Raw genomic sequence first — 23,870 nt, 5'->3', positions numbered from 1 at the left:
ACCGACGCCATACATGCTTTCTCGCCAACGGCCCCCGCTCGAAGGCGGAGTTCGTGCATCGGTGAGTCTATCCCGAATGTGTTACTGATCGCGTCTTCGACAGGAGCCTGGGCACAAGAATGAATGCGATTCCGATGATGGCGAAGGCCATGAAAAGCAACGAAGGGCCGGAATACCGCAGATCCTCGACCAGCACCTTCAGACTCGTTCCCCCCAAGAGGACCCAGGCCAGCCAACCCATTTCATGGATCTTCCAACGGCGAGCGCTGGCTGCCAAAGTGACGGCGGAACAAGCGAATACCACCGTTCGAAGGGTGGCGATCCCGCCCTGTTCCAGGGGATGGCCGCGAAGCTGGGTGATCAGAACCACGAGAAGATAAATGGTCGTTCCACCCAGCAGCAGCACCAGAAGTCCTACCTGACCCAGCCGGGCCACGCGGGTCATGAGGCCAACCTGAGATTCCCGCTTGCGATTCAAGGTGAGCGCACATCCGACGGAGGCCAGCAGCACCAACCATCCAATCCACCCCGACTCCCGGAGACGGGCCGCCGCATCACCCAGAATGGACGATTCCGCATCCTTCAGCAGGCCGGAAACCCAGGCGGCTCCCAACAGGTAAGTGAATGCATGAAGCAGCAATGCGGGGTGGTTGAATCGTCTCCCTAACAGCGTGACGATCAGGGCAAGCGCACAGAACGAAAGAACGAGAAGCGTGTCTCCAAGCAGGAGGCGGAGACCGGCCAGCGCGAACACCAACGCCAGAGCCGTATAGAAATAGAAATTCACGCTCTTCCCGTGCGTTCGGCTTATGAATGCATAGGCCACCGCATAGGACCCCACGCCCAGAGCCAGACTGATCACACCGAGCGGTTCAACTGCGGAGTGAGTGGCCCGCACCACGACCACCGATCCACCTAGCCCCAGAAGGATGCTGGCGGCGGTTTGGAAGATTTCGAAAGGCACAATATCGCGACCGCGAACGAGGGTTCGCACAGCGAAACTCGCGATGTAGCTACCCACCAGGGCCATGAGCAAACCAATGACCATGGCGGGTGGATCTGGTCGCTCCGGCCCAATGGCCCGCAGCACGAGACCTAGCGCGACAAAGTCCACCGCCAAGGCCACCGGCCAGCGCAGAAGGGTCCACTCCCGGTCGTATCCCAGCCACAAGGTGGAAAGCCCAAGCACTAACAGGAAGGCCCCGAACGAGAGCACCGCGCCGGTATTTGCCATGATAACCACTGCGGTGATCAGAGCGGCCACGGTGATGATCCAGGCCATGATCTGATGGCTGAACCGCCACGCGATCGCGAGCGAAAGGACAGATAGAAAACCCAGAGCAGTCGCACTGGATTGATGCCCGAGAAAATGGAAGCGAACCGTGGCTTCATAGATGAGAGGAAAGGCAATGACGGTCGCGACCACGACATGGAACGTGGCATCACCCTTAAGGCCCTTTCCCGCTGCACGACCTGCGGCAAGGATCCACAACACCGCGTAAGCCAGTCCGAGCGCTACTCCTGCCGGCGCGGGCAGCGTGCGGCTTTCGGTAATAGCCCGAATCAGGTACGCGCCCCCCAGGATGATCAGGCTCCTTCCTGAAAGCGTAAGAAAGGAAGTGAAGTTGAAAGCGATTGCTGCCAATTCTTCATCTTCACCAGGAGGTTCAACAACTGTCCGCGGGCGCAGCTCCCGCAGGGTGCCAGCATGCGCAGCCGGCAGCACACCGGCGTCCATGCGCTTTTCCAGCTTCTCCAGCCTCTGCTGCAAGTCCAGGAGTTGCTGCTCCAGCGCCGAAAGCCGATCCGCCATGGTTTCTCCCTGCAAGTAGATAAAAACTCAATCCCGCATCTTTGGAGAATGTGATCAAAATCACACCTACATGAACATCCTGGGAGAGTACAGTGCCTGTCGAGGTGGACTTTGCCCTATACTGTCTGAGTCCTTACACGAAATTCCGTATGACGAATCTCGAACTCGAATCAGTCACGATACTCCTGGCCATCGCCATCAATCTGCCGTTCGGAGCATACCGGGCGACCGTGCGCAGGCTCTCGTGGCAGTGGTTTCTTGCGATTCACCTGCCCATCCCCTTCGTCATCCTGATGCGGCTCTCGTTCGGCCTCGGCTGGTGGTTCGTCCCGTTCATGCTGGCCAGCGCCGTGACGGGCCAGCTCCTCGGCTCCTGGTTGTTCAACCTGTGGCGCGCACGACGCGCGCGCCCGTCGGCGCAAGACACGTGACCTGCCGCTCCGACAAGGCCGAGGGGCCGACGGGGACAGGTCACGCGGCGGTACTCTGGCTGGTACGCCAATTGCCTGAGTGGGATGCAGCGCCAGCAGGCCGAGCGGGCCGTCGCGACCGCTCGCGCCCATCGTGCTGTCAGGCTCAAGACGAAAAGGATTCCGATGAAGACGATCATCAGTTTGTGCGCTTCGCTCCTCCTTCTGGCCACCGTCGGCTGTAAGCAGACCGACAACGTGAAGACGACGGGCAGTGAGACGACGGCGACGGTGTCGATGTCCGCGCCGGTGACGGACACCACACCGAGCACGGCCGGCTCGACGACGAGCAAGAGCACGCCGCCACCCGCGAATACCGCGCCGCCGGCGACGGAGGCGAAGCCGCCCGCCGCGCCCGCTCCCACGACGAGTTCGACGCCTTCGCCAGCGCCTTCGTCGAACGCGTCGCTGGTCTCCACGGGGCAGTCGATCTTCAAGAGCAAGTGCGTCTCCTGTCACGGCGCCGACGCCAGCGGCAACACGGCGATGGGAAGGAAAAACAAAATCCCCGATCTCCGCAGCAGCACGGTACAGGGACGTAGCGACGCCGATCTCGCCAACCGCATCGCCAACGGCACCGGAACGCTTTCGTCCTCGGCTCACAAGAGCAAGCATCTGTCGAGCGATCAGGTCACGGCGCTCGTCGCGTATGTCCGGTCGTTGAAGTAGAAGTTCAGCGGGTAGCGGGTAGGAGGACGACGCGCGCGTCCTGACTAGCGGCGCGGCGTGATGTGCGCGAAAGTTCATGGAAGGCCGCCACTGTGAGGGCGGCCGGGACCCGATCTCCTCCGGCCATGTCCATCCTCTCCCTGCATCACATCACGATCGTCTGCCAGTCCGCCCAGCGCACCACTGATTTCTACACGCGCGTGCTGGGTCTGAGACTGGTGAAGCGCACCGTCAACTTCGACGCGCCCACCTCGTACCATCTCTACTTCGGCAACGAGTCCGCCGACCCCGGATCGCTCATCACGTTCTTCGAGTGGCCGAACGCCACTCACGGAGCTCCGGGCATTGGCGGTACTCATCACTTCGCGCTGCACGTCGCCGACTACGATGGTTTGCTCAGGTGGAAGCGCCACCTGGTGGACATGGGAATCGCCGTCAACGGTCCGCTCGACAGGCATTACTTCACCAGCATCTACATCAGCGATCCCGACGGAACGATCGTGGAGATCGCGACTCGCGGTCCGGGATGGACGCGCGACGAGCCCGCCGATCAGCTCGGCATGTCGCATCGCGCGCCGCCGCCCGAGATGCTCACCGGAAATCGCGACAAGGCGCGCATACAGGCTACAACGTGGCCGGAGCCAGTGCCCGCGATCACGCCCTCCATGCGGCTCGAGCATGGAATTCATCACCTCACCGCCATCGGTGAGGACATCGAGCGGACCAATGCCTTCTACAGCGGGCTGCTCGGGATGCGCCTCGTGAAGCGCACGAACAACTTCGACGATCCCAGATCGTTCCACTGGTACTGGGGAGTCGGCGACGGCAGGCCGGGCACGCTCGTCACCTACTTCGAGCGCAAGCCCGATCGCGAGAAGCCCGTACGGATGGGCGCCGGACAAACGCATCACTTCGCGCTCGCCGTCGCTGACGACGAAACGCAGCTCGAGTGGCGCGAGAAGCTCGTCTCCGCCGGCCTGCAGGTGACGCCGGTGATGGACCGCGTGTACTTCAAGAGCATCTACATGCACGATCCCGACGGACACATCGTTGAGCTGGCGACGCTCGGTCCCGGATTCCACGTGGACGAGACGGCCGAATCGCTGGGCGAGAGTCTCATGCTCCCGCCGTGGCTTGCCGCAAGCCGCGACAGGATCGAAGCCTCGCTCGAGCCGATCACTGTGGACCCGTGGAATCGCACGCCGGACGCTGCCGCAGCTGTTGGTTGACCGGTGATGATGTGAATCAGGGAGACGAGCGAATGGCGGAACCGCATCAGGATCAACCCGTGCGCATGGCGGGCGAGCCGCTTGAGCGCGCGACCGCCGCGATGGTCCTTGTGCACGGTCGCGGGGCGACCGCCGAAAGCATCCTCACCCTTGTGCCCGCGCTCGGCGCCAGCGGTTTCGCCTTCCTCGCTCCGCAGGCGAGCGGCGACACGTGGTATCCGAATTCGTTCATGGCTCCGATTCCGGGCAATGAGCCCGGCATCACGTCGGGACTCGCCGCGATCGGTGACGTGATCGCGCGCATCCGTGACGCGGGAATTCCCGCCGGGCGCACGATGCTGCTTGGATTTTCACAGGGAGCGTGCCTGTCGCTCGAGTACGCGGCGCGGCACGCGATGCGGTACGGAGGAATCGCCTGCCTCAGCGGCGGCCTCATCGGACCCGACGGGACGACGCGGGACTACGACGGCGACTTCGGCGAGACGCCGGCGTTTCTGGGGTGCAGCGACGTGGACGGCCATGTCCCGGCGCAACGCGTGCGCGACTCGGCAGCGGTACTCGAGCGGATGAACGCGCGAGTCACGATGCGGCTGTACCCGGGGATGGGCCATCTCGTCAACGAGGATGAGATCGCGGCCGTGCGCGCGATGATGATAGGGGCAGCCGGCACGGAATCGTGAGCTCCTTCACATTCGAATCGCAGGCATCGCGTGTCGTTTTCGGCGCGGGATGCTTCGCGCAGGCAATGGTAGAGCTGGACCGGCTTGGCGCAACACGGGTGATGCTCGTATCCACCCCGGGGCGCTCATCACTCGCGGAAAGCGCGCGCGCGATGCTTGGCGGCCGGATCGTCGAAAGCTTCGAAAGGGCGGTGGCGCACGTGCCGCAGGCGATTGCACTCGCGGCGCGCGAGGCCGCTTCGTCTTCGAGAGCGGATTGCATCGTCGCGCTCGGAGGCGGGTCAGCCATCGGCGTGGCGAAGGCAGTAGCGCTGAGCACTACGCTCCCGATCCTGGCCGTGCCGACGACCTACGGCGGATCCGAGATGACCCCGATCTGGGGGCTCACGACCGAAGGCAGAAAGGAGACGGGCCGGAATCCGCGCGTGCAGCCGAGGGTCGTTATCTACGATCCCGATCTCACGCTCGGGCTTCCGCCGCGAACGACTGCATGCAGCGGGCTGAACGCCGTCGCTCACTGCGTCGAAGCGCTTTACGCTGCCGACGCCAATCCGCTCACCTCGCTGGCCGCGCAGGAAGGAATTCGCCTGTTGTCGCGTGCCCTGCCTAATCTCGTCACCGCTCCGTCCGATGGTGAAGAGAGATCGGCCGCGCTGCGCGGCGCATGGCTCGCCGGATTCTCGCTTGGGACGGTGCAGATGGCGCTGCACCACAAGCTCTGCCACACCATTGGCGGAAGTTTCGATCTCCTGCATGCCGAGACTCATGCGGTGCTGCTGCCGTACACCGCCGCGTACAATCGCGCCGCCGCGCACGGGGCGATGGAATCAGTCTCGCGCGCGCTCGACGGTGGCGATACGCCGACGCGGCTGCACGCGCTGGGACGGGCAATCGGCGCGCCCCTTTCGTTGCGTGAGATCGGAATGCACGAGGAAGATCTCGATCGCGCCGCCGAGCTTGCGGTGGCGCGCCAGTACCCCAACCCGCGTGCCGTCACCCGGGAAGGAATCAGCGAGCTGCTCGTCGCTGCCTTCACCGGGGATGAAGCGTACCTGAGCGACTAGCGCTTGCGGTGCACCAGGCGGTTGATGAGCACCGCCGCGCGCTCGGTGGCGATCGGAAGCGACTTGAGGTTCACCGTCTCGTCCGGCGTGTGCGAGCGGCTTCCATTCACGCCGAGCCCGTCGAGCGCGTCAGCGTACTGCGCGACGTAGGAGATGTCGCCCGCGCCACGCTGCCCCGGATCGAGCGCCTCTGTCGGGCCCTGACCCAGCGCGCGCGTAACACTGTCGAGCACCGCCAGCAGCGCGTAGTTGCCCGGAGTCGGCGGCATGGAAGGATTGCCGTCGGCGAACGTGATCTTCGACGAAGTGCCGGGCAGGCTCATCGAAACGATCCCGGTCATCTTCGCGCGGGCGCTGTTGAGCTGATCCGCGGTCAGAAATCGAAGATCACCTTCGACGAACGCCGATGGTGCGATGATGTTGAGCTTGCCCGCCGTCGTACCCGAGAGCGTCGAGCTGTCGAACGTGACCGTGGTCCCGCCGACGATCACGCCGGGATTGAACGTGAGATTGGGCTCCGACGACAGCGCTTCCCTGAATTCGTCGAGAATCCGCGCGACCTCGTAGATCGCGCCGTAGCCCGATCCCTTCGAGAACACTCCCGCCGAATGGCCCTGCCGCGCCGTCACGGCAACCTGCCATGAGCTGAAGCCGCGCCGCGCGATCGTCGCCTTGCCTGCGTCTTCCTCGAACGCCAGAATCGCCTGGCTTCGCTTCGCTGCCTCGACGAGGTCGCGGCGCGACACGCTGTCCGGCTCTCCCCCGCTTTCCTCGTCGCCCATCAACGCGACGATGATGTTCGCGTCGGCCAGTGTCCCTGCCGCCGCCATCGCCTTGAGCGCATACAGAAATACGACGTCTCCACCCTTCATGTCGCCCGTGCCGGCTCCCTTCGCCGTGGAGTCGTCAATCAGCGTGTACCTCTGGCTCTCGCCCTCGAAAACGGTGTCGAGATGCCCCAGCAGCAGAACAGTCATCCCCGTTTTCGCTCCTCTACCCTTTCGTGCCCGGTGCTCGGCGAACAGGTGACCGGCGCGCTTCATCTCCGGAGGCATCCCGACCCACCGCGTCTCGAAGCCAAGCGCCTTGAGCTCCGCCGCGAACGCGTCGCCTGTGGCGCGAACACCAGCATGATTCATGGTGCCCGAGCTGATATTGACCACCTTCTCGAGAAATGCGGTCTGATCGGCGACGTGCTGATGTACATAGGCACGCATTTTCTGCTCGGCGGGCGACAACACCTGGCCGGAAAGTGGAGCGACGCCCGCGGTGAGGCACAGGGCAAGCAGGGCTGCAGGTGCAGCGCTGCGGAGTCTTTGGAGATTCGGCATTCGGCGATCGGATCCTGTTTCGGAGATGGGAACAAAGACGACGCGGCCGCTTGCACGCGACCGCGTCCGGACGGTTATCGTTATGCTGTCCGGGATGATGGAATGTAAGGCCCGGCTCCGCCTCACACCGCCCCTGTCCCGACAGCCTTGAGCGCCAAACCGAAGAAGAGCATCAACTATCAAAGAGCGTGGGCCGAGGCGCGCGAGCTGGTCTGGCGCCATCGCCGGTCGCTGACCATCGGGCTGGTCCTGATGCTCATCAACCGGCTGTCCGGACTCGTGCTTCCGGCGAGCTCCAAGTATTTGATAGACGAAGTGCTCGCCAAGCACCGCGGCGATCTGCTCATTCCGATCGCGCTCGCCGCGGCCGTCGCCGTTCTCGTACAGGCCGCGACGACGTACGCGCTCTCGCAGGTGGTGAGCATCGCGGCACAGCGGGCGATCGCCGACATGCGCATGAACGTGCAGAAGCACGTTCTCCATCTGCCGGTGTCGTATTTCGATTCCACCAAGACCGGCATACTGATCTCGCGCATCATGACCGATGCCGAAGGGGTCCGCAATCTTGTCGGAACGGGACTCATCCAGTTGACCGGCGGCCTTCTCACGGCGATCATCGGCATCGGAGTTCTCTTCGCGCTGAACTGGAGACTCACCGGGATCATGCTCGTCGTGCTCCTCTCGTTCGGCGGGCTGATGGCAGTGGCGTTCGCGCGGCTGCGCCCGCTGTTCCGGGAGCGGAGCGTCATCAACGCCGAAGTCACCGGACGGCTCGCCGAATCGCTCGGCGGAGTTCGAATCCTCAAGATCTATGTGGCCGAGCATCGCGAGGAGAAGCTGTTCGGCGAAGGCGTCGAGCGGCTGTTCGACAACGTGAAGCGCTCGATCACCGGGACGTCCATCGTCGGTACGGGTGCGACGCTCATCGTCGGAGCGATCGGCGTGCTCATGATCATCGTTGGCGGACGCTCGATCCTGAATGGATCCATGACGCTCGGCGGGCTCGTGATGTACGTCTTCTTCGTGGGCCTCGTGGCCGCGCCGCTGATCCAGATTGCTTCGGTGGGAACACAGATCAGCGAGGCCTTCGCGGGACTCGATCGCATCCGCGAGATCCGCGACATGGCGACCGAGGATCAGGAAGACGAGCAGCGCGCGCACATGGGCGAGATCAGCGGCCGGGTGGAGTTCCGCAAAGTGAGCTTCGCCTACGTGCCCGGCGTGCCGGTGCTCAAGGGAGTGTCGTTCGTTTCGGAGGCGGGATCCACTACCGCTCTCGTCGGATCGAGCGGCTCTGGCAAGAGCACGATGATCGGACTCGTGATGGCGTTCAATCGTCCCGAATCCGGTGAGATCCTGGTGGACGACCAGGAGCTGGTGGACGTTCGCCTGCGCGACTACCGCTCGCAGCTCGGCGTCGTGATGCAGGACAATTTTCTCTTCGATGGAACGGTCCGCGAGAATATCGCGTTCGCGCGGCCCGAGGCTACGGAAGAGGAGATCCGCGAGGTGAGCCGGATCGCGCATTGCGACGAGTTCATCAACGGATTCGAGCACGGATACGACACGATCGTCGGCGAGCGCGGAGTCAAGCTCTCCGGCGGGCAGCGGCAGCGAGTCGCCATCGCCCGCGCGATTCTCGCCGATCCCCGCATCCTGATCCTCGACGAGGCCACGTCGAGTCTCGACAGCGAGAGCGAGGCGATGATTCGCGACGGCCTCCGATCGCTCCGCCGTGGCCGCACGACTTTCGTCATAGCCCACCGGCTCTCGACAATCGAAAGCGCCGACCAGATCCTCGTTCTCGAAGGAGGCGAGATCGTCGAGCGTGGAACGCACCGCGAGCTCGTTGCGCTGAACGGACGATATCGCCAGCTGTATGACAAGCAGTATGGAATTGAGCGCGACCGGTTCATCAACCCGGGAGAGGATTTCACCCCCGAGACTCCGTCGCCGCTCGAGGAGCTGCCGGCCGTATCGCGTGCATCCGGGCAGCTATAGCGCGACTCCCCTGGCGCTGGCACTCGCGCTTGCGCTGCTGCACGAGATGGTCGGAACCGAAACATTCGGCGGGGGGATGTCACGACTCTCCACTGTACCCGGGGGCGGGTCGTAACTACCCGCATTCTGATACGCCATCTGGCGAAGACGCTCGACCCGCTCGCGCAGCGGCGGATGCGTCGCCATCAGATCGGCGAGCTTTCCTTCGCGATCACCCCACACCGAATGGAACGGGTCGGCGATGCATAGCTGCGCGGAGCTCTTCGGAATGGCGGTGGGCTTGACGTTCGAGCCGCCGATCTTGACCAGCGCGACCATTCCGACGAGCGCGGTGAGCAGCGTCATGAGCCTCACGTCGTAGTTCACGACGTGTCCCATCTCATGCGCGACGACGGCCTGCAGCTCTTCGCGGCTTACCGTGTCGAGTAGCCCGGCCGTGACGGCAATGTGTGCGTCTTCAGGGCGAACAGGTTGCCCGCCACGGTCATTTGGGCGGCGCGCCGAGCGTGAGGTCCACCTGCGGGACAGCGCGCTCACCGTCGTCGGTGATCTCCCAGAGCGTCGCCGGCGACGCGCCGGCCATTCCAGCGAACAGCATGGTGGGAAATGTCTGCTGCGCGGTGTTGTACTGCGTGGCCGTGTCATTGTAGAGCTGGCGCGCGAAACCGATCTTGTTCTCCGTCGCGGTGAGCTCTTCCTGGAGCTGCGCGACATTGCCAGTCGCCTTGAGGTCGGGATAGGCCTCGACCACGGCAAGCAGTCTCGAAAGGGCGCCGGTGAGCTGCGCCTCCGCCTGAGCCGTCGCCGCCACGTTGCCGGTGCCCGACGCGGCGATCGCCTGATTGCGCGCCGCCACTACAGCCTCGAGAGTCTGCTTCTCGAAGTTCATCGCGCCCTTGACCGTGTTGATCAGGTTCGGGATGAGATCGTGGCGCCGCTTGAGCTGCACGTCGATCTGCTTCCAGGCGTTCGCCACCTGGTTCTTCAGCGACACGAGACGGTTGTACGCGCCGATCGCGAAGAAAACGAAAATGACGATGAGAGCGAGGAGCACTATCCCGAACATGAATCGCCTCCAGAGGCATGATGTCCAGACCACCGCGCAACTGGCCGGATGGCCGCAGTGTGTCAAAGATACCCGCGGCCCAGCCCGTCGCTATTGATAATCATCCTGTTCAGCCACAGGTTGGGGTGCCCTTGCCAACCCCTGAGACCACGCGAACCGGCTTCCGGTCAATCGTGACCGATCCGCGCGCACTCATTACGCGTCGCGGCGCTCGCGCGTTTCGATTTCTGGCGCCGCTCGTCGCCGCCGCTTTTGTCGCGACCGGCTGCAAGACCAGGCTCGACGTCGATGCGCCTGCGCCGGCGATGCTCGCCGACATCGATACCCTTCCGACGCTTCCCACTTCTACACTCGACATCCCGCTCACCTACGACCTCACGCCGGTCGCGCTGGCGCTGGAGAAGGCGGTGCCGAGGAAGTTCGGGAACATCAACGAGCGGAATCAGCTCGCGAACAAGCGGATGCACATCGCTTTCGAGGCCACGCGAGACCCTTTCTCAGTCTCCCTCAACGGCCAGACGGCCAACATCTCCGCCGTCGTGCATTACAAGGGAAGGGGATGGTACAAGCCCCCTGTCGGCCCTGAGATATCGAGCTCGTGCGGCATTGACGACGAGCGTCCGCGCGCACGCGTCGCGATGTCGTCGGATCTCCAGATCACTCCCGCGTGGAATCTGCGCGGAAAGACGCGCGTCGCCCGGGTCGTACCCTACAGTGACGAGCGTCGCGACCAGTGCCGGGTGACGTTCCTCAACATTGACGTTACCAACCGGGTGATAAGCGCAACGAAGGAAGTGCTGGAGAAGCAGCGTCCGATGATAGATCGAAAGATCGCCTCGATTGACATCCGCTCGAGATTCGAGAGCTGGTGGCACCTGCTCGAGCGGCCGATTCCGCTCACGGACAGCGTGTGGCTTCTCATCAACCCCTCGGCAGTTCGGATGGGACAGTCGGTCGGCGTGAAGAAGACCCTCGTCACCGCGCTGGGATTCTCGGCCTCGCCAGTCGTCGTTACGGGTCGCCGGCCCGAGGCGACGGAAAGTCCACTTCCACCGCTCTATCCCGCGGCGGTCGGCGATGGACTTCACATTCTTCTCGAAGGCGTCATCGGCTACGACCTCGCAACCGATCTGCTGCGCAAGCACGTTAACGGGAAGAAAATCGAGCGCGGCGGACAGACCTTCGAGGTAAAGGATGTCCGCCTGTTCGGAATCGGCGGAGGCAAGCTGGCGCTCGAGCTGCTCTTCAAGGGAGCGACCAACGGTCGCATCTACCTCGTGGGTACTCCCAGGTACGATCCCGGCACCAACGAGCTCTTTGTGCCCGATCTGGACTACGACGTCGGATCGGCCAGCCTCCTGGTGCGCGGTGTGGAGTGGGTGAAGCACGACGAAGTGCGCGACTTCATCCGAAGCCAGGCCCGCTGGTCGGTGGGCGACGTCATGCAGACGGGAAAGGAGCAGCTTCTCAAGGGACTCAACCGCGATCTGGCGCCGGGTGTGAGGCTCGCCGCCGACGTGAAGCGTGTGCAGGGACTTTCGGTTCACGCGCGCCGGACAGCCATCAGGCTGCGCGCGCAGGCGGATGCCAGCGCCAGACTCACCGTGAGACAGGGACAATGAAGACTGACGAAGGACTTATCAGAGCGGTGGGAGTGCGCGGGCTTTCCGCTGCGATCATCAACTACACAGTAGGCGCGGGCATCTTCGTTCTCCCGGCGGTGGTCGCCGGAATGGTTGGAAATGCGGCGCCGGTGATCTATCTCGTCTGCGCGGTGGCAATGACGCTGATCGTCATATGCTTCGCCGAGGCGGGAAGCAGAGTCTCACTGTCGGGCGGGACATATGCCTACGCCGAAATCGCGTTCGGACCATACATAGGCTTCATGGTCGCCATGTGTCTCTGGTTCGGCACGAACGTACTCGCATCGGCCGCGGTCGCGAACGTCTGTGTGGACACGCTCGCGCAGATCTTTCCTCTGTTCGCAAAGCCAGCGGCGCGGACGGCGTTCCTCCTTGCCATGTATGCATTGTTCGCCGCGATCAACATCCGTGGAGTGAAGGCGGGAAGCAGAACGGTGCAGACGGTCACTGCAGCCAAGCTCATTCCGCTGCTCGTGTTGGTGACCGTGGGCTTCTTCGCGGTGAAGGGATCGAACCTCTCGTGGCCTGGCATGCCGGCGGCTGGAGACGTTGCCCGCACGTCGGTCATGCTGATGTTCGCTTTCCTCGGTGTCGAGTCGGCGCTTACTCCGAGCGGGGAGGTTCGCGACCCCGCGCGCACGGTACCGCGCGCCGTGTTCATCGGACTCGTCGTTGTAACACTGCTCTACATTTCCATTCAGATAGTCTCCCAGGGCGTGCTCGGCGCCGATCTTGCGGCTAACACGCAGGCGCCGCTCGCCGAAGCTGCCCGAAGAGCGATCGGAAGTGCCGGGTGGATTCTCATGCTCGCCGGGGCCGCAATCTCCACCTTCGGATACGTCGCGGGAGACGTCCTGGCCTCCCCTCGAACGATCTACGCCCTCGGGCGCGACGGTCTCCTGCCGTCGTTCACGAGCAGGATTCACGACAGGTTCCGCACGCCTCATGTGGCGATCCTGATTCACGTGGTCCTCTGCGCCGGGTTCGCCGTCACGGGAAGCTTCACCGCGCTGGTGGTCCTTTCGGTTCTCGCGACGCTGATCGTCTACCTGATCTGCTGTCTCGCCACGATTCAGCTTCAGCGCAGGGATGTTCGCGCCGACGGCTCGGTTCCGTTCAGCGTACCGGGAGGACCTGTCATTCCATTGCTGGCGTCGGCAATGGTGATCTGGCTCATGAGCAGCTCCACGCGACAGGAGTTCATCGCAATCGGAGTGGCAATCGCCGTACTCACGCTCATCTACATTCTCATGCGTGCGCGTCGCACGCCTGTTCCCACCGCTTCCTGAGGTTTCGCTCGACATGAAGTCAATCCGATCCGCTCTCCTCGCCGCGGCTGTCGCGGCCGTGCCCGTGCTCGCCGCCGCGCAGCAGCCGATAGACAGCGCCTACTCCGCTCGAATCAAGGAGCTCACGCCGACTGATCCGCGGTGGAAGTTCACGACCGAGCTCGTCGAGACGTTGCCGGCATCGAGCACCGTTCCGACTCCGCTCAAGGTCCTTGGCTACGTGCCGGGCACGATCGGAAAGCTGTCGCATGTCGCCGAGCTGAATCGCTATTTCAAGGCGGTGGCTGACGCATCGCCGCGTACGAAGCTCTTCTCGTTCGGCATGAGCGACGAAGGACGGGAGATGATCGGGCTCGTGATCGCCGACGAAGCGACGATTCAGAATCTCGAGAAGTACCGGACCGAGCTGGCGAAGCTCGCCGATCCGCGTGGCCTGAGCGACTCGGCGAAGGCCCGGCTCATCAAGGAAGCCAGGCCCATCTATTGGCTCTCGGGCTCGATTCACTCGCCGGAGACCGGAAGCCCCGAGATGCTGATGGAGCTTGCCTATCGCCTGGCCGTGGATGAATCCGAGAACTCGAAGGCGATACGCGCCAACGTCATTACGATCATCACGCCGGTGACCGAGGTGGACGGACGCGACCGGATGGTTGATGCGGACAAGGAGGCGCGCGACCTGAAGCTCGGACCGGGTGGCGTTCCTCTCATCTACTGGGGCAAGTACACTGCGCACGACAACAATCGCGACGGAATCGTGCTGTCGCAGAAGCTGACGCAGAACGTAATGGCGGCGTTTCTCCGCTGGAAGCCCGTCGTCGTGCACGACCTGCACGAGTCTGTTCCATTTCTCTATACGAGCACCGGCACCGGCCCGTACAACGACGAGTTCGATCCAATAGTAGTGGACGAGTGGCACACCCTCGCCTATCAGGAGATCACCGAGCTCACGCGTCGCGGTCTTCCAGGCGTGTGGACGCACGGCTTCTACGACGGCTGGGCCCCGAACTACACGCTTCTCGCCGTTGCCAACCTGCACAACTCGATCGGCCGCTTCTACGAGACGTACACATCGCGCGGCGCGGACTGCCTCACGGTGCGCCTGCCCGCGTCGAGCACGGAGCGCAGGTGGGATCGTCCGAATCCGCCTGTGAACGGCGTGAAATGGTGCATCAGGAGCAACATCAATTACCAGCAGTCGGGAGCGCTGATCGCGCTCCGGTATGTCGCAGATCATCGCCAGACCTTCCTCACGAATTACGTTGCCAAGGCAGAGCGAATGATCGAACGCGGCCGCACGTCGGCGCCGTACGCGTTCGTGATTCCGCGAAATCAGAGGCACCCGGCCGAAGCGGCTGACCTGGTGAATCTGTTCCGCGCGCAGGGGTCGGAGGTGCACGCCGCTACGAACGATTTCCGCGTGAAATCGGGAGCAAAAGACACGACTTCCACCGCAGTCCACGCCGGCGACTGGATCGTCCGCCTCGACCAGCCATACTCGGCAACGGTCCGGACTCTGCTCGCGATCCAGAAGTACAAGGCCGACGATCCTCGTCCTTACGACGACACCGGATGGACACTCGACGCGCTCCGCCACGTCGAGACGATCAAGGTCGCCGACTCGACGATTCTCGCGAAGCCGATGCAGCTTCTCACGACCGGTGCATCGGTGCGCGGCTCTGTTCCCGCCACAGGTACGCTACTCGTCAAGCACATGGGCGATTGGCGGTCGGCCGTCCTCCCATGGAAGACGGGCTCGGCGAAGGTGAGCGTCGCCGAAGCCGCATTCAAGGCGGACGGCGCCAACTATCCGGCCGGGACCTACATCATCGAGAATGCCCCGGCGAGCGCGCGTGAAGCCGTCATGGCACTGGGCCTCACCGCCGCGTCGTCAGCATCGCCCATAACGGTGGCAAAGCACGCTACCTCGGTTCCCCGCGTGGCGCTCATGCACTCATGGCTAGAGACGCAGAACGAGGGCTGGGTGCGCTTTGCGTTCGAGCAGATGGGAATCCCATTCACCTACATCTCCGACCAGCAGCTCCGTAAGGCGGGCACGCTCGACCGCTTCGACGTCGTGGTCTATCCGCACGTCAGCGGGCCCGTCACCGCGCTCGTGAATGGCCGTCCGATGGTGGGGCCGCCGATACCATGGAAGAAAACGGCAGCCTACCCCAACCTCGGCAAGTGGGATGAAACCGATGACATTCGCCCCGGGATGGGGTTTGATGGATTGGCTGCGCTCAGAAGATTCGTCGAGAGGGGCGGACTCCTGCTGACGTCAGGCAACTCCAGCCGCTTGCCGATTGACATGGGCTTCAATACGAGCGTCAGCGTCAACACGACGAGCCAGCTCAACGCCCGCGGCGGGATCTATCGTGCTCAGCCAGTCGCGACAGGCAGTCCGCTTCTTTATGGGTACGAGAGCGGGAGCTTCCCCATCTACTTCAATCAGGCGCCCGTAATGTCCGTGACGCCACGCGACACGACCGCCGAAACCGCAGGGGTGAATCCGGCCATCGTCGCCGCGCGCGAGGCTACGCGGGCAAAGGTGATCCTCCGGTACCACACGAACGCTGATTCGCTGCTCGTCTCCGGGCTTCTCGCGGGAGGCAGCGAGCTGGCCGGGAAAGCCGCGGTCGTGGATGCGCCGGTCGGGAAGGGGCATGTCGTCCTGTTCGGAATTCGACCGCTGTGGCGGTGGCAATCGCAGGGGTCGTTCGCGCTGGCGATCAATGCCATTGCCAACTGGAATCATCTCGACTTCTGACTTCCGACGACAGAACCGTTTTCAGCGATCGAGTGTCAGAGGCCCCGATGATACCACTCACGAATTCTCGTCCGCGACTAGCGGTCTCCGCTGAGGGTGGCGAGGACGTCGGTTATCCTCGCCGCCGCCGCCATCTTCTGCACGCTGCTCATCAGCTGGGCCGCTTCGGCCGTTTTTCCATTCGCCTTGAGCGCTTCGGACAGAACATAACCGGTTACCGTGTACGTGTACGGGATGCCGAACGACGGGCGATCCACCCACCCGCCTTCGTCTATCAGCTCCTGCGGTCCCTTGTACACCTGCGTCCACAGCGTGTATGACGTTGGCACGTCGAGGAATCCGTCGCCGACCTGCACTGTGTCCTTCGTCGCGACGACCGGCTTCTCGACGAGCTTCTCCACCAGACCCTGGCGCAGCGTGTATGCGGCCAGCCCGAGCGAGCGTCCGTAACCGCCTGTCGAGAAGTAGATCGAGCGCTCCGGGTATGCATCCTTGATGAGCGACAGTGTGACGATCTGGTCGCGCGTCAGATAACCGGGCTGAATCGTCGCGACGAGGTCGCGCTGCTTGAAGATCTGCGGCTCGCGCAGCTCGATGTAGTCGGGTTGTGCGTCCGCTTCGGCGTACGACCACTTGAGCGGCGGTCCCTTCGGCTTCGGCCACGTCTTCCCGCGATAGATCGCCGGCCCCTTCGCCGCGTCGTATTCGCGGATCGGGCGGCGGATGATCTGCCGCACGAACCAGTCGGTGTTGAGGTACGACGTCACGAGCACCAGCACGTCCTGTCTGACCCCTTCCACTTCCTGTGCGTACCAGAGAGGGAATGTGTCGTTGTCGCCGTTCGTTATGAGAATGCCGTACGGCTCGACCGAGTTGAGCATGTCCTTGCCCCACTCCGCGGCAAAGGTGTCGCCGCGGTGCGACGCGGCGTTCCAGTTCCCGACGAGCGGCACGCACGCGATCAGCAGCAGCGGCGTTGCCAGCAGCCACGAGCGACGGGTCGCGTAACCCGCCTTGTCGGGAACGTCGTCAGTCGACCTGTCGAGGATCTGCGCCACCGCCTGCCAGATGTACACCAGACCCAGCGCCGCCCACACGCCCCAGGCGGAGTAGCTCCATATGTAGAAGTAGTCGCGGTCGCGCACTTCGCGCTCGACGTTGTCGCCAAGCTCAGGCGACTGTGACCATCCGTACTTGAAGTTCATGTAGTAGATCAGCACCAACGTCAGTGTGAACATCAGCGGCCCGAAATACCAGAACGTTCGCCGGTCGTTGGTCCAGTGGACGTACCCTCCTATCAGACCGAGCGACAGGAAGAGCACGGCGAGTATCGCCTGGAGCGCGGCGTTCTCGTTGTAGGCGTCGCGCAGCCACTGCCACTTGAAGTACAACCACCACATTCCGACCTGCGCGGTGTAGGGCGCCCCGCGCTCCAGCTTCTTTCCGTACTGCTCGCGGTTGATGTTGTCCATGAGCCGCTTCTTCGTCAGCTCGCTGAACGTGCACGACGTCTCAATCTTGTCCACGCATGCCGTCGGCTCGCCCTCATTGAGTGGCGGGAAATAGGCGGCGCGGATCGGCTCGTAGATGAACGGCGTCAGTCCGAGGCAGAAAACCAGCACGCCCTTCACGATGAGGCGCCAGCTGAGGAATGTCTGCCAGCGGCGTACCAGTATCGCCACGCCGACCGCCGGCGCGGCGAGGAGGCCCGCAGGGTGATTCGCGTAGCCGAGCCCGAGCAGATACGCGACGAGTATCAGTCTCCGCTCCGCCTTCGGACCTTCCGGGTCGTCGGTCCACGAGATCATCAGCCATGACACGGCGGTGAAGAAGAAGAGCGAGATGGTGTACACCTTCTCGTTCACCACGCTCTGGTTCCACACGGTGAATGCCGTCGCGCCGATCAGAGTCGCGAGCGCCGCGCCGGTAAGTCTCTGCCAGCTTCGCGGCAGCCACCCGGAAAGAATTCGCTCGGTGATCAGGAACCAGAACCCGGCAGAGCATGCGCTTGCCAGCGCGGACATTGTGTTGATGTGCTGCGCGTAGCTTCCTGGCAGCGGCAGCTCTCCGAAAACGTGGCCGATCAGCATGAAGAACGGATTGCCCGGCGGGTGCGGCAGGCCGAGCACCTTCGCCGCCGCCATGTACTCGCCGGTGTCCCACATCGCCGTTGAAGGCGCGATCGTCACGAAGTAGAGGACGAACACCGCGAGCGCCGCGATTCCCGCTGCCTTGTACGAGGGCTCGTAGCCCGCGCCCGTATCGGTGTTCGCACGTGACGCGGCCGCCGTCCTGGCTGAGGCCGATCTGGTATTGGCTGCTGTCATTGCTGGTTCGAGAGATTCTGCTGGTGGATTGGCATGAGCCAACAAATCTACAACCGGAAGCGGGACTCTCCCACGTCGTCAGACGGCCGGTGCCACGGCCCCGCACTACCTTTATGCCATGGATTTCACCGGTATTTCAGCCCAGCTCTCATCGAGTCCGGCGCTCGCCATCGGCGTCCTGTTCGTCGCCGGCGTCCTCACCAGTCTCACGCCCTGCATCTACCCGATGATCCCGATCACCGCGGCGATCGTCGGCGGGCAATCGGTGGGCGATGGCGGCGCACCCCGCGGCCGAGCGGTCGTCCTGACCCTCGCATACGTCGCCGGACTTTCGATCGTCTACGCGTCGCTAGGCGTTGTCGCCGGGATGACGGGGACGATATTCGGCACGGTGAGCACCAATCCGTGGCTCTACTTCGCCATGGCCAACCTGCTGGTGCTCGCGTCGCTCTCTATGCTTGACGTCATTCCGATTCGCATTCCATCGTCGCTGCTCAACCGGGCTTCCACGGCGGGCACCGCCGGCCGCGTTTCCGGCGCGCTCGTCATGGGCGCAGTCTCCGGACTGGTCGCCGCACCGTGCTCTGCCCCGGTGATGGCTGCCGTCCTCACGTGGGTCACGGCTACCCAGCGCGCCGCGCTCGGATTCGTCTATCTCCTGAGTTTTTCGGTGGGCATGTGTGCATTGCTTGTCGTCGTCGGCATCTTCAGCGGCTCCGTGTCGCGCCTCCCGCGCGCTGGCGCGTGGATGATCTTGATCAAGCGCGGCTTCGCGCTGATCATGCTCGGCGTCGCGGAGTACTACCTGGTGAAGATGGGCCAGCTGCTCTTCTGAACTGGCGCGCTTCGAGCTCCTCGTCTAGACTCGAAGCATGGTCCTGCCACTGTTCCGCGGAATTCTTCGCGCCTCGCTCATCGCGGTTGCCATCGCGGTTGCCATCGTGGTTGCCATCGTGGTCCTGCCTCATGTCGCGACTTCCCAGGAATCGGGAATCGCCGTCGGAGCCCGCGCGCCCGGCGCCAAAGTGCAGACGCTCGACGGCAAGGCCGCCGATCTCGGTGCTTACGTCGGCAAGACGCCGATGCTCATCGAGTTCTGGGCCTTCTGGTGCCCCAACTGCAAGGAGCTCGAGCCGTCGCTGCTCTCACTCCAGAAGAAGTACAGGTCGCGAGTGAAGTTCGTCGGCGTGGCTGTATCCGTTAACCAGTCGCGCGAGAGGGTGAAAGCGTACGCCGCGAAGCACGGCTATGCGCACGAGACTTTCTGGGACGCGAACGGAAACGCCACGGAGGCGTACGACGTTCCCGCCACATCCTACGTCGTCATCGTCAACGCCAGGGGTACCGTCGTCTACACGGGGCTCGGCGGCAAACAGGACCTCGAAGCCGCGCTCAGGAAAGCTCTCCAGGGAGACTGAAACCCGGCCAGGAACCAAACCGTATGGGCTCTGAAGGCATCCAAAGACAGTCAGCAGTCGCCAATGGGGGCTGCACGCCCGCTTTCCAAGAGCCCTGTGGATTGCTTCATCGCCAGGTAAAGGAGGCTCGATGATACGCACAATGATCGGAATACGGAGGGCACTGCCGGGACTGCTCATCGTCACGGCCGCGTTCATTCCGGTGCGGACCGAGGCGCTCGAGCTCTTCACCGCGCCGCGCAACGCCGAAGTGGATGCGCGCGGGGCGCGATCGGTGAGAATCGAGGCGGCGGCGGGGGGCCTCCGCGTCGAAGGTCAGAGCGGTCTGACCAAGGTGCGCGTGCGCGGCAGCGCGCGCTCGAGCCGGCGTGGACGCCTCGCAAACATCAAGCTCATCGCCGAGCGACGCGGTGATGTCGTTTTCATCAAGGCGAACATGCCGGTCACCACGATCGGATTCTGGAATCTCATGAACGGCGACAATGGACGCATGGAGCTCGACCTTGTGATCGAGGTCCCGACTTCGATTGCGCTCGACGTGAGCGACGGCAGCGGCGACGCGGAGTTCATCAACACGGGGCCGCTCGTTCTCCACGATGGATCCGGTGAGATCAACATCCGTGGCTCGCATGGCGACGTGAGAGTCAGTGACGGCTCGGGCAACCTCGTCATCAGCGGAGTCGAAGGAAACGTGGTCGTGGATGACGGCTCGGGAGAGATCAGGGCGAGCAACGTCACTGGCGATTTCACCGTGGAATCCGACGGCTCCGGCAACATGGACGTGTCCGGCGTGGGCGGCACCATGCGCGTCGTGAGTGACGGCTCCGGCAACATTGACGTAGACCGGGTGGGTGGAGATTTCGTCGTGGACAACGGCGGCAGCGGGACGATCAGGTACGACGTCGTGAAGGGAACCGTCCGAGTTCCCGAGCGGAGACGCCGAGGCTGATCGGGCTCACCGCGCCGGCGACAGGGGAAACGACCGGGGTGCCAGGATAGAGCCCGCTATTTGCAGAAGGAAAGAAGCGCGGCGTTCCGGCGGACCGCGCGCAATGTTCGCGAGTCAAGCCGCTGGACGGTGGTGAACACCCGCTTATCTTTCGTCAGGTAATACCGACGAACGCACACAGGAGAGCAATTTGAAACGCAAGGTCATTTCCCTCATCACTGTCGCCGTGCTCGGCGTGACTTCGCCGGCCGCCTTTGCGGTCGCGCAGACGCCGGCCGCTTCGCAGCCCCGTAGCACTGCCGGTCCGACGATGGCATCGAGCACCGTCGGTATCCGTCGCACGGCTCCCGCCTCGGCGAGGACGGCCGCTACGATGGCGGAACGCCGCCTCGGCGCGGGCAACAACGTCGCCCTGATGGTGGTGGGAGGCGCCGCGCTCATCATCGGTGCGATAATCGGTGGTACGGCCGGCCTGCTGATCGCCGTCACGGGTGCCGCCGTCGGTCTGTACGGACTGTTCAACTTCGTTCAGTAGCGCGATCCGGGCGACGGCGATCCCGTCGCCGAAGTCCAGCAGGCCGAATCGTTGAGCGCCTGGCCGGGAAACCGGCCAGGCGTTTTGCGCTCGTGCAGCGATTCTGGTCATCGCCGCGCTCACCGACTTTGGCGCTGAGGAACGTGCAGCGTCCCCGAGCTGACGAGAACCGACGCTCCCCCGACACGGATAGCCGTAACATCCCCGTCTCTCACATCGGCTTCGACATCGAGACGGCTCGGCCTGCCCATCTCGACGCCCTGGTGAATCGTGTAACGGAGAGTGCCGTCGCGCTTCGACGAGCGCCACGCGAGGTATCCGCCGAAGCTCGCGGCGGCGCTGCCAGTGGCTGGATCCTCGGGAATGCCGAGCGTCGGCGCGAACATTCTCGCGCGCATCACGCCGTCGCCGTTCCGCACGCCGTCGCGCGCGTGAGACGCATCGTCCTCGACGAAGAGAAAAATCTCCGATGCCCATGAATCGCGCAGGTGCTCCTCCCACTGGTCCATTCTGATGCGGGCGCGCCCGAGGGCGCCGAGGGTGCAGATCGGAACGAACAGGAATGGGACGCCCACCGATACCGCTTCGATCGCGTAAGTGCCGCCGGCGTCAATGTCCGCCGTGTCGAGAGACAAAACCGACGCAATCGTGGCCACATCGTACGATCCAGGTCCCTTCTCGGGCAGCTTGGCCGCCGTGAGCTGGGCGAAAACCGGCCGCCCGTTCTCAGCGCGGATCGTCACTTGCACCGGTCCCACTCCTTCCTCGAGCACGATACGAGTCTCGTCACCGGCCAACACGATCTCGCCAGTCGCCGCGAGAACGAACGCCGTTCCCACCGTCGGATGTCCGGCGAACGGAAGCTCGGAGCCCGGCGTGAATATCCTGATGCGGCGCGTGTGCTTCGGGTCCTCGGGCGGCAGCACGAACACCGTCTCCGAGAAGTTGAACTCGCGCGTGATCGAGTTCATCTGCGCCGTCGTCAGTCCGCGCGCATCGGGGATCACGGCGAGCTGGTTTCCTCCGAACGGCGCGTCCGTGAAGACGTCGGCGGTATGGTATCGGTATGTCATCCGGTCAGTGGGCCGGCGGCTCGGGCGATGTTTCCACCGCCGGTCCGAGAAACGCATCCGCCTCGATCTCCACCAGCATGTCCGGAGAGATGAGCGCGCTCACCTCGACCATGGATGTTGCCGGGCGGATGGAGCCGAACACTTCGCCGTGCGCACGCCCGACGTGCTCCCACTCCGCGATGTTGGTGACATATATCCGCGTCCGGACGACGTCTTCCAGCGTTGCCCCGACCGCTTCGAGCGCGCGCTTGATGTTGGCGAGAGTCTTCACCGTCTGCGCGTAGGGGTCTCCGCGGCCGACGATCGTGCCGTCATCCGCGGTGGCGGTGGTCCCCGAGATGTGGACATGCGCGCCCACTCTCACCGCACGCGAGTAGCCAACCAGCGGCTCCCATAGTGCGCCGGACGCGTAGTTGCGACGGCCGGATCCTTTGTCATCCTGCGTCATATTCTAGAAGGTGTCATCTTCCTCAAACGCAATTTCCAGGTGTTCGAGTATCCGAAGCTCAATCTCCTCTCGTTGTCCCTCGTCCGAGATTGACCCGATTGGCTCCAGCAGTCGTAGCTTCGAGATTGCACGGATTTGATGAATCAAAACAATACTGGCGTGGTCCGGGGTAATTGTGCCCTTCGGCAGCACGGCCTCAAACGGGTATACCGTTCGTTGCTTGCCTTCCAGCTTTGTCAGCGACACGACCGTTACCATCTCGAACTTTGCATTAAAGCCATCGTTCGAGATTACGATTACGGGCCGCCTCGCGCCTTTTTGCTCACGGCCTACCCCGGGTTCCAGGTCAGCCCAATAAGTGTCCCACCGGCGAACTAATCCGAGGTAAGGCACTAACGGATCGGCGCCTGTCCATCCGAAAGAGTCACGTCAAACGCCTCGAGATCGGCGTTCATGTCTCGCAAGAAGGCAGGGTCACGGGCCGCTTGCTCATATGCCGCATAGATCTTCGCCTTGCGGCGCTCTCTTAGCTTGCCCCTGACGGCTTCCTCGACAAACACATTAGTACTGGCGACCTCACCGGCGCTAACAAGCGTCCTTACGGCCTCGTAGACGGACTCGCTTATTTGGAGGCTAATCTTCTTTAGGGGGTCGCTGGTAGACGTGCGGCGACGTCGAGCTGTGCCGATCATTTCTGCGGAAATGCGTGCATAGGTACCCCGACTTTGGAAAAAGGCGCCGTTTGGCCGTTGCGGTATGTACAACCGCGATCAACTGGCGTCAAGTATGGCGTTAAGGGTTCTCTTAACGATTCCCTTGATTAGACACTTTAGGGTGGAAAAGGTTTCAGGCGGACAGGGTAGTGGGTCAGTTTAGCCATGTCTCTGCACTTGCCACAAGACACGAAGCACACGGAGGAAAACGGTTGTTGGGATTGCTGGAATCGACATACGAAGGTTGTCTTTGCTGGGAACTCGAGCACTCTGATTAACGGAATGAAGCGCCTTTCCCTCTAAAGCGTTTTTCACCGTGTCTTCGTGTCTCCGTGGCACGCAGGGCGGCTCGCCTCCATCCTGCCAACTCGAAACTGACCCACTA

Annotated in this window: 22 protein-coding genes; 13 read left to right on the top strand and 9 right to left on the bottom strand. The window is 63.3% G+C overall.

Annotated elements, in window-relative coordinates; genetic code table 11:
- Positions 1–67: 67 nt before the first annotated feature.
- A complete protein-coding gene (locus tag Q7S20_11580; GenBank protein MDO8502471.1) occupies positions 68–1,813 on the bottom strand; it encodes a hypothetical protein in 1,746 nt (581 codons plus the stop codon).
- A gap of 149 nt (positions 1,814–1,962) precedes the next feature.
- Here Q7S20_11580 and Q7S20_11575 point away from each other — a divergent pair, with 149 nt between their 5' ends.
- The 5 genes from Q7S20_11575 to Q7S20_11555 all read left to right on the top strand — a co-directional run bounded on the left by Q7S20_11575 (position 1,963) and on the right by Q7S20_11555 (position 5,925).
- The gene (locus tag Q7S20_11575) at positions 1,963–2,244 is read left to right on the top strand and encodes a hypothetical protein (protein MDO8502470.1); all 282 of its coding nucleotides are present in this window, start codon (positions 1,963–1,965) and stop codon (positions 2,242–2,244) included.
- Positions 2,245–2,328: 84 nt separating this feature from the next.
- Complete coding sequence (locus tag Q7S20_11570; GenBank protein ID MDO8502469.1) at positions 2,329–2,952, top strand: c-type cytochrome; 624 nt, start codon at positions 2,329–2,331, stop codon at positions 2,950–2,952.
- A 125-nt stretch (positions 2,953–3,077) separates the two neighbouring features.
- On the top strand, positions 3,078–4,181 hold the full coding sequence (locus tag Q7S20_11565) for a VOC family protein (GenBank protein MDO8502468.1): 1,104 nt from the start codon (positions 3,078–3,080) through the stop codon (positions 4,179–4,181).
- Positions 4,182–4,213: 32 nt separating this feature from the next.
- Positions 4,214–4,861: a hypothetical protein gene (locus tag Q7S20_11560; GenBank protein MDO8502467.1), complete on the top strand. Its 648-nt coding sequence runs from the start codon at positions 4,214–4,216 to the stop codon at positions 4,859–4,861.
- Positions 4,858–5,925, top strand: a complete 1,068-nt coding sequence (locus Q7S20_11555; protein ID MDO8502466.1) for a maleylacetate reductase — start codon at positions 4,858–4,860, stop codon at positions 5,923–5,925. The genes Q7S20_11560 and Q7S20_11555 overlap by 4 nt, the downstream gene beginning before the upstream one ends.
- Here the strand turns inward: Q7S20_11555 and Q7S20_11550 are convergent.
- Positions 5,922–7,256, bottom strand: a complete 1,335-nt coding sequence (locus Q7S20_11550; protein ID MDO8502465.1) for a M20/M25/M40 family metallo-hydrolase — start codon at positions 7,254–7,256, stop codon at positions 5,922–5,924. The genes Q7S20_11555 and Q7S20_11550 overlap by 4 nt on opposite strands.
- Before the next feature lie 147 nt (positions 7,257–7,403).
- On the opposite strand from Q7S20_11550, the gene Q7S20_11545 reads away from it, so the two are divergent.
- On the top strand, positions 7,404–9,257 hold the full coding sequence (locus tag Q7S20_11545) for an ABC transporter ATP-binding protein (GenBank protein MDO8502464.1): 1,854 nt from the start codon (positions 7,404–7,406) through the stop codon (positions 9,255–9,257).
- Here the strand turns inward: Q7S20_11545 and Q7S20_11540 are convergent.
- Positions 9,252–9,794, bottom strand: coding sequence for a M48 family metalloprotease (locus tag Q7S20_11540; GenBank protein ID MDO8502463.1), 543 nt, complete (start codon positions 9,792–9,794; stop codon positions 9,252–9,254). The two genes, Q7S20_11545 and Q7S20_11540, sit on opposite strands and share 6 nt — an antisense overlap.
- Positions 9,742–10,323, bottom strand: a complete 582-nt coding sequence (locus Q7S20_11535; GenBank protein MDO8502462.1) for a LemA family protein — start codon at positions 10,321–10,323, stop codon at positions 9,742–9,744. The genes Q7S20_11540 and Q7S20_11535 overlap by 53 nt, the downstream gene beginning before the upstream one ends.
- Before the next feature lie 173 nt (positions 10,324–10,496).
- Between Q7S20_11535 and Q7S20_11530 the strand changes: the two genes are divergently transcribed.
- From Q7S20_11530 to Q7S20_11520, 3 genes are read left to right on the top strand one after another with little or no spacing between them, the layout of a single operon-like run.
- Positions 10,497–11,945, top strand: coding sequence for a DUF4403 family protein (locus Q7S20_11530; protein ID MDO8502461.1), 1,449 nt, complete (start codon positions 10,497–10,499; stop codon positions 11,943–11,945).
- On the top strand, positions 11,942–13,255 hold the full coding sequence (locus Q7S20_11525; protein MDO8502460.1) for an amino acid permease: 1,314 nt from the start codon (positions 11,942–11,944) through the stop codon (positions 13,253–13,255). The genes Q7S20_11530 and Q7S20_11525 overlap by 4 nt, the downstream gene beginning before the upstream one ends.
- A 13-nt stretch (positions 13,256–13,268) precedes the next feature.
- A complete protein-coding gene (locus Q7S20_11520) occupies positions 13,269–16,022 on the top strand; it encodes a M14 family zinc carboxypeptidase (protein ID MDO8502459.1) in 2,754 nt (917 codons plus the stop codon).
- A 77-nt stretch (positions 16,023–16,099) separates the two neighbouring features.
- Here Q7S20_11520 and Q7S20_11515 read toward each other — a convergent pair whose 3' ends face one another.
- Positions 16,100–18,349 (bottom strand): DUF2723 domain-containing protein, encoded by a 2,250-nt coding sequence (locus Q7S20_11515; GenBank protein MDO8502458.1) that lies wholly within the window; start codon positions 18,347–18,349, stop codon positions 16,100–16,102.
- A 118-nt stretch (positions 18,350–18,467) separates the two neighbouring features.
- Between Q7S20_11515 and Q7S20_11510 the strand changes: the two genes are divergently transcribed.
- The 4 genes from Q7S20_11510 (at position 18,468) to Q7S20_11495 (ending at position 21,251) form a co-directional block, all read left to right on the top strand.
- The gene (locus Q7S20_11510; protein ID MDO8502457.1) at positions 18,468–19,184 is read left to right on the top strand and encodes a cytochrome c biogenesis protein CcdA; all 717 of its coding nucleotides are present in this window, start codon (positions 18,468–18,470) and stop codon (positions 19,182–19,184) included.
- Between the two features lie 37 nt (positions 19,185–19,221).
- On the top strand, positions 19,222–19,767 hold the full coding sequence (locus Q7S20_11505; GenBank protein ID MDO8502456.1) for a TlpA disulfide reductase family protein: 546 nt from the start codon (positions 19,222–19,224) through the stop codon (positions 19,765–19,767).
- A 130-nt stretch (positions 19,768–19,897) separates the two neighbouring features.
- On the top strand, positions 19,898–20,716 hold the full coding sequence (locus Q7S20_11500; protein ID MDO8502455.1) for a hypothetical protein: 819 nt from the start codon (positions 19,898–19,900) through the stop codon (positions 20,714–20,716).
- 190 nt (positions 20,717–20,906) lie between these two features.
- Complete coding sequence (locus tag Q7S20_11495) at positions 20,907–21,251, top strand: hypothetical protein (protein MDO8502454.1); 345 nt, start codon at positions 20,907–20,909, stop codon at positions 21,249–21,251.
- A gap of 119 nt (positions 21,252–21,370) precedes the next feature.
- Here Q7S20_11495 and Q7S20_11490 read toward each other — a convergent pair whose 3' ends face one another.
- Genes Q7S20_11490 through Q7S20_11475 form a run of 4 tightly spaced genes read right to left on the bottom strand, consistent with a single transcriptional unit; the run spans position 21,371 to position 23,464 of the window.
- The gene (locus tag Q7S20_11490) at positions 21,371–22,324 is read right to left on the bottom strand and encodes a PhzF family phenazine biosynthesis protein (protein ID MDO8502453.1); all 954 of its coding nucleotides are present in this window, start codon (positions 22,322–22,324) and stop codon (positions 21,371–21,373) included.
- A 4-nt stretch (positions 22,325–22,328) separates the two neighbouring features.
- Positions 22,329–22,772 carry a RidA family protein gene (locus tag Q7S20_11485; protein ID MDO8502452.1) on the bottom strand — a complete coding sequence of 148 codons (444 nt, stop codon included), beginning with the start codon at positions 22,770–22,772 and terminating at the stop codon, positions 22,329–22,331.
- 3 nt (positions 22,773–22,775) lie between these two features.
- Complete coding sequence (locus Q7S20_11480; protein MDO8502451.1) at positions 22,776–23,165, bottom strand: type II toxin-antitoxin system PemK/MazF family toxin; 390 nt, start codon at positions 23,163–23,165, stop codon at positions 22,776–22,778.
- The gene (locus Q7S20_11475) at positions 23,165–23,464 is read right to left on the bottom strand and encodes a hypothetical protein (GenBank protein ID MDO8502450.1); all 300 of its coding nucleotides are present in this window, start codon (positions 23,462–23,464) and stop codon (positions 23,165–23,167) included. Before Q7S20_11475 ends, Q7S20_11480 begins: the two co-directional genes overlap by 1 nt.
- Between the last annotated feature and the right edge of the window lie 406 nt (positions 23,465–23,870).

Source organism: Gemmatimonadaceae bacterium (assembly GCA_030647905.1).
GTDB lineage: Bacteria > Gemmatimonadota > Gemmatimonadetes > Gemmatimonadales > Gemmatimonadaceae > UBA4720.
The sequence above is the reverse complement of the archived record's forward strand: the minus strand, read 5'-3'. Positions and strand labels throughout refer to the sequence as shown.

Excerpts from the sequence above, each read along its gene's own strand:
- Q7S20_11570 (MDO8502469.1), top strand. The coding sequence starts at position 2,329 with ATGCAGCGCCAGCAGGCCGAGCGGGCCGTCGCGACCGCTCGCGCCCAT.
- Q7S20_11505 (MDO8502456.1), top strand. The coding sequence starts at position 19,222 with ATGGTCCTGCCACTGTTCCGCGGAATTCTTCGCGCCTCGCTCATCGCG.
- Q7S20_11580 (MDO8502471.1), bottom strand. The coding sequence starts at position 1,813 with ATGGCGGATCGGCTTTCGGCGCTGGAGCAGCAACTCCTGGACTTGCAG.
- Q7S20_11475 (MDO8502450.1), bottom strand. The coding sequence starts at position 23,464 with ATGATCGGCACAGCTCGACGTCGCCGCACGTCTACCAGCGACCCCCTA.
- Q7S20_11490 (MDO8502453.1), bottom strand. The coding sequence starts at position 22,324 with ATGACATACCGATACCATACCGCCGACGTCTTCACGGACGCGCCGTTC.
- Q7S20_11525 (MDO8502460.1), top strand. The coding sequence starts at position 11,942 with ATGAAGACTGACGAAGGACTTATCAGAGCGGTGGGAGTGCGCGGGCTT.
- Q7S20_11550 (MDO8502465.1), bottom strand. The coding sequence starts at position 7,256 with ATGCCGAATCTCCAAAGACTCCGCAGCGCTGCACCTGCAGCCCTGCTT.
- Q7S20_11485 (MDO8502452.1), bottom strand. The coding sequence starts at position 22,772 with ATGACGCAGGATGACAAAGGATCCGGCCGTCGCAACTACGCGTCCGGC.
- Q7S20_11575 (MDO8502470.1), top strand. The coding sequence starts at position 1,963 with ATGACGAATCTCGAACTCGAATCAGTCACGATACTCCTGGCCATCGCC.
- Q7S20_11510 (MDO8502457.1), top strand. The coding sequence starts at position 18,468 with ATGGATTTCACCGGTATTTCAGCCCAGCTCTCATCGAGTCCGGCGCTC.
- Q7S20_11515 (MDO8502458.1), bottom strand. The coding sequence starts at position 18,349 with ATGACAGCAGCCAATACCAGATCGGCCTCAGCCAGGACGGCGGCCGCG.
- Q7S20_11535 (MDO8502462.1), bottom strand. The coding sequence starts at position 10,323 with ATGTTCGGGATAGTGCTCCTCGCTCTCATCGTCATTTTCGTTTTCTTC.
- Q7S20_11565 (MDO8502468.1), top strand. The coding sequence starts at position 3,078 with ATGTCCATCCTCTCCCTGCATCACATCACGATCGTCTGCCAGTCCGCC.
- Q7S20_11520 (MDO8502459.1), top strand. The coding sequence starts at position 13,269 with ATGAAGTCAATCCGATCCGCTCTCCTCGCCGCGGCTGTCGCGGCCGTG.
- Q7S20_11500 (MDO8502455.1), top strand. The coding sequence starts at position 19,898 with ATGATACGCACAATGATCGGAATACGGAGGGCACTGCCGGGACTGCTC.
- Q7S20_11560 (MDO8502467.1), top strand. The coding sequence starts at position 4,214 with ATGGCGGAACCGCATCAGGATCAACCCGTGCGCATGGCGGGCGAGCCG.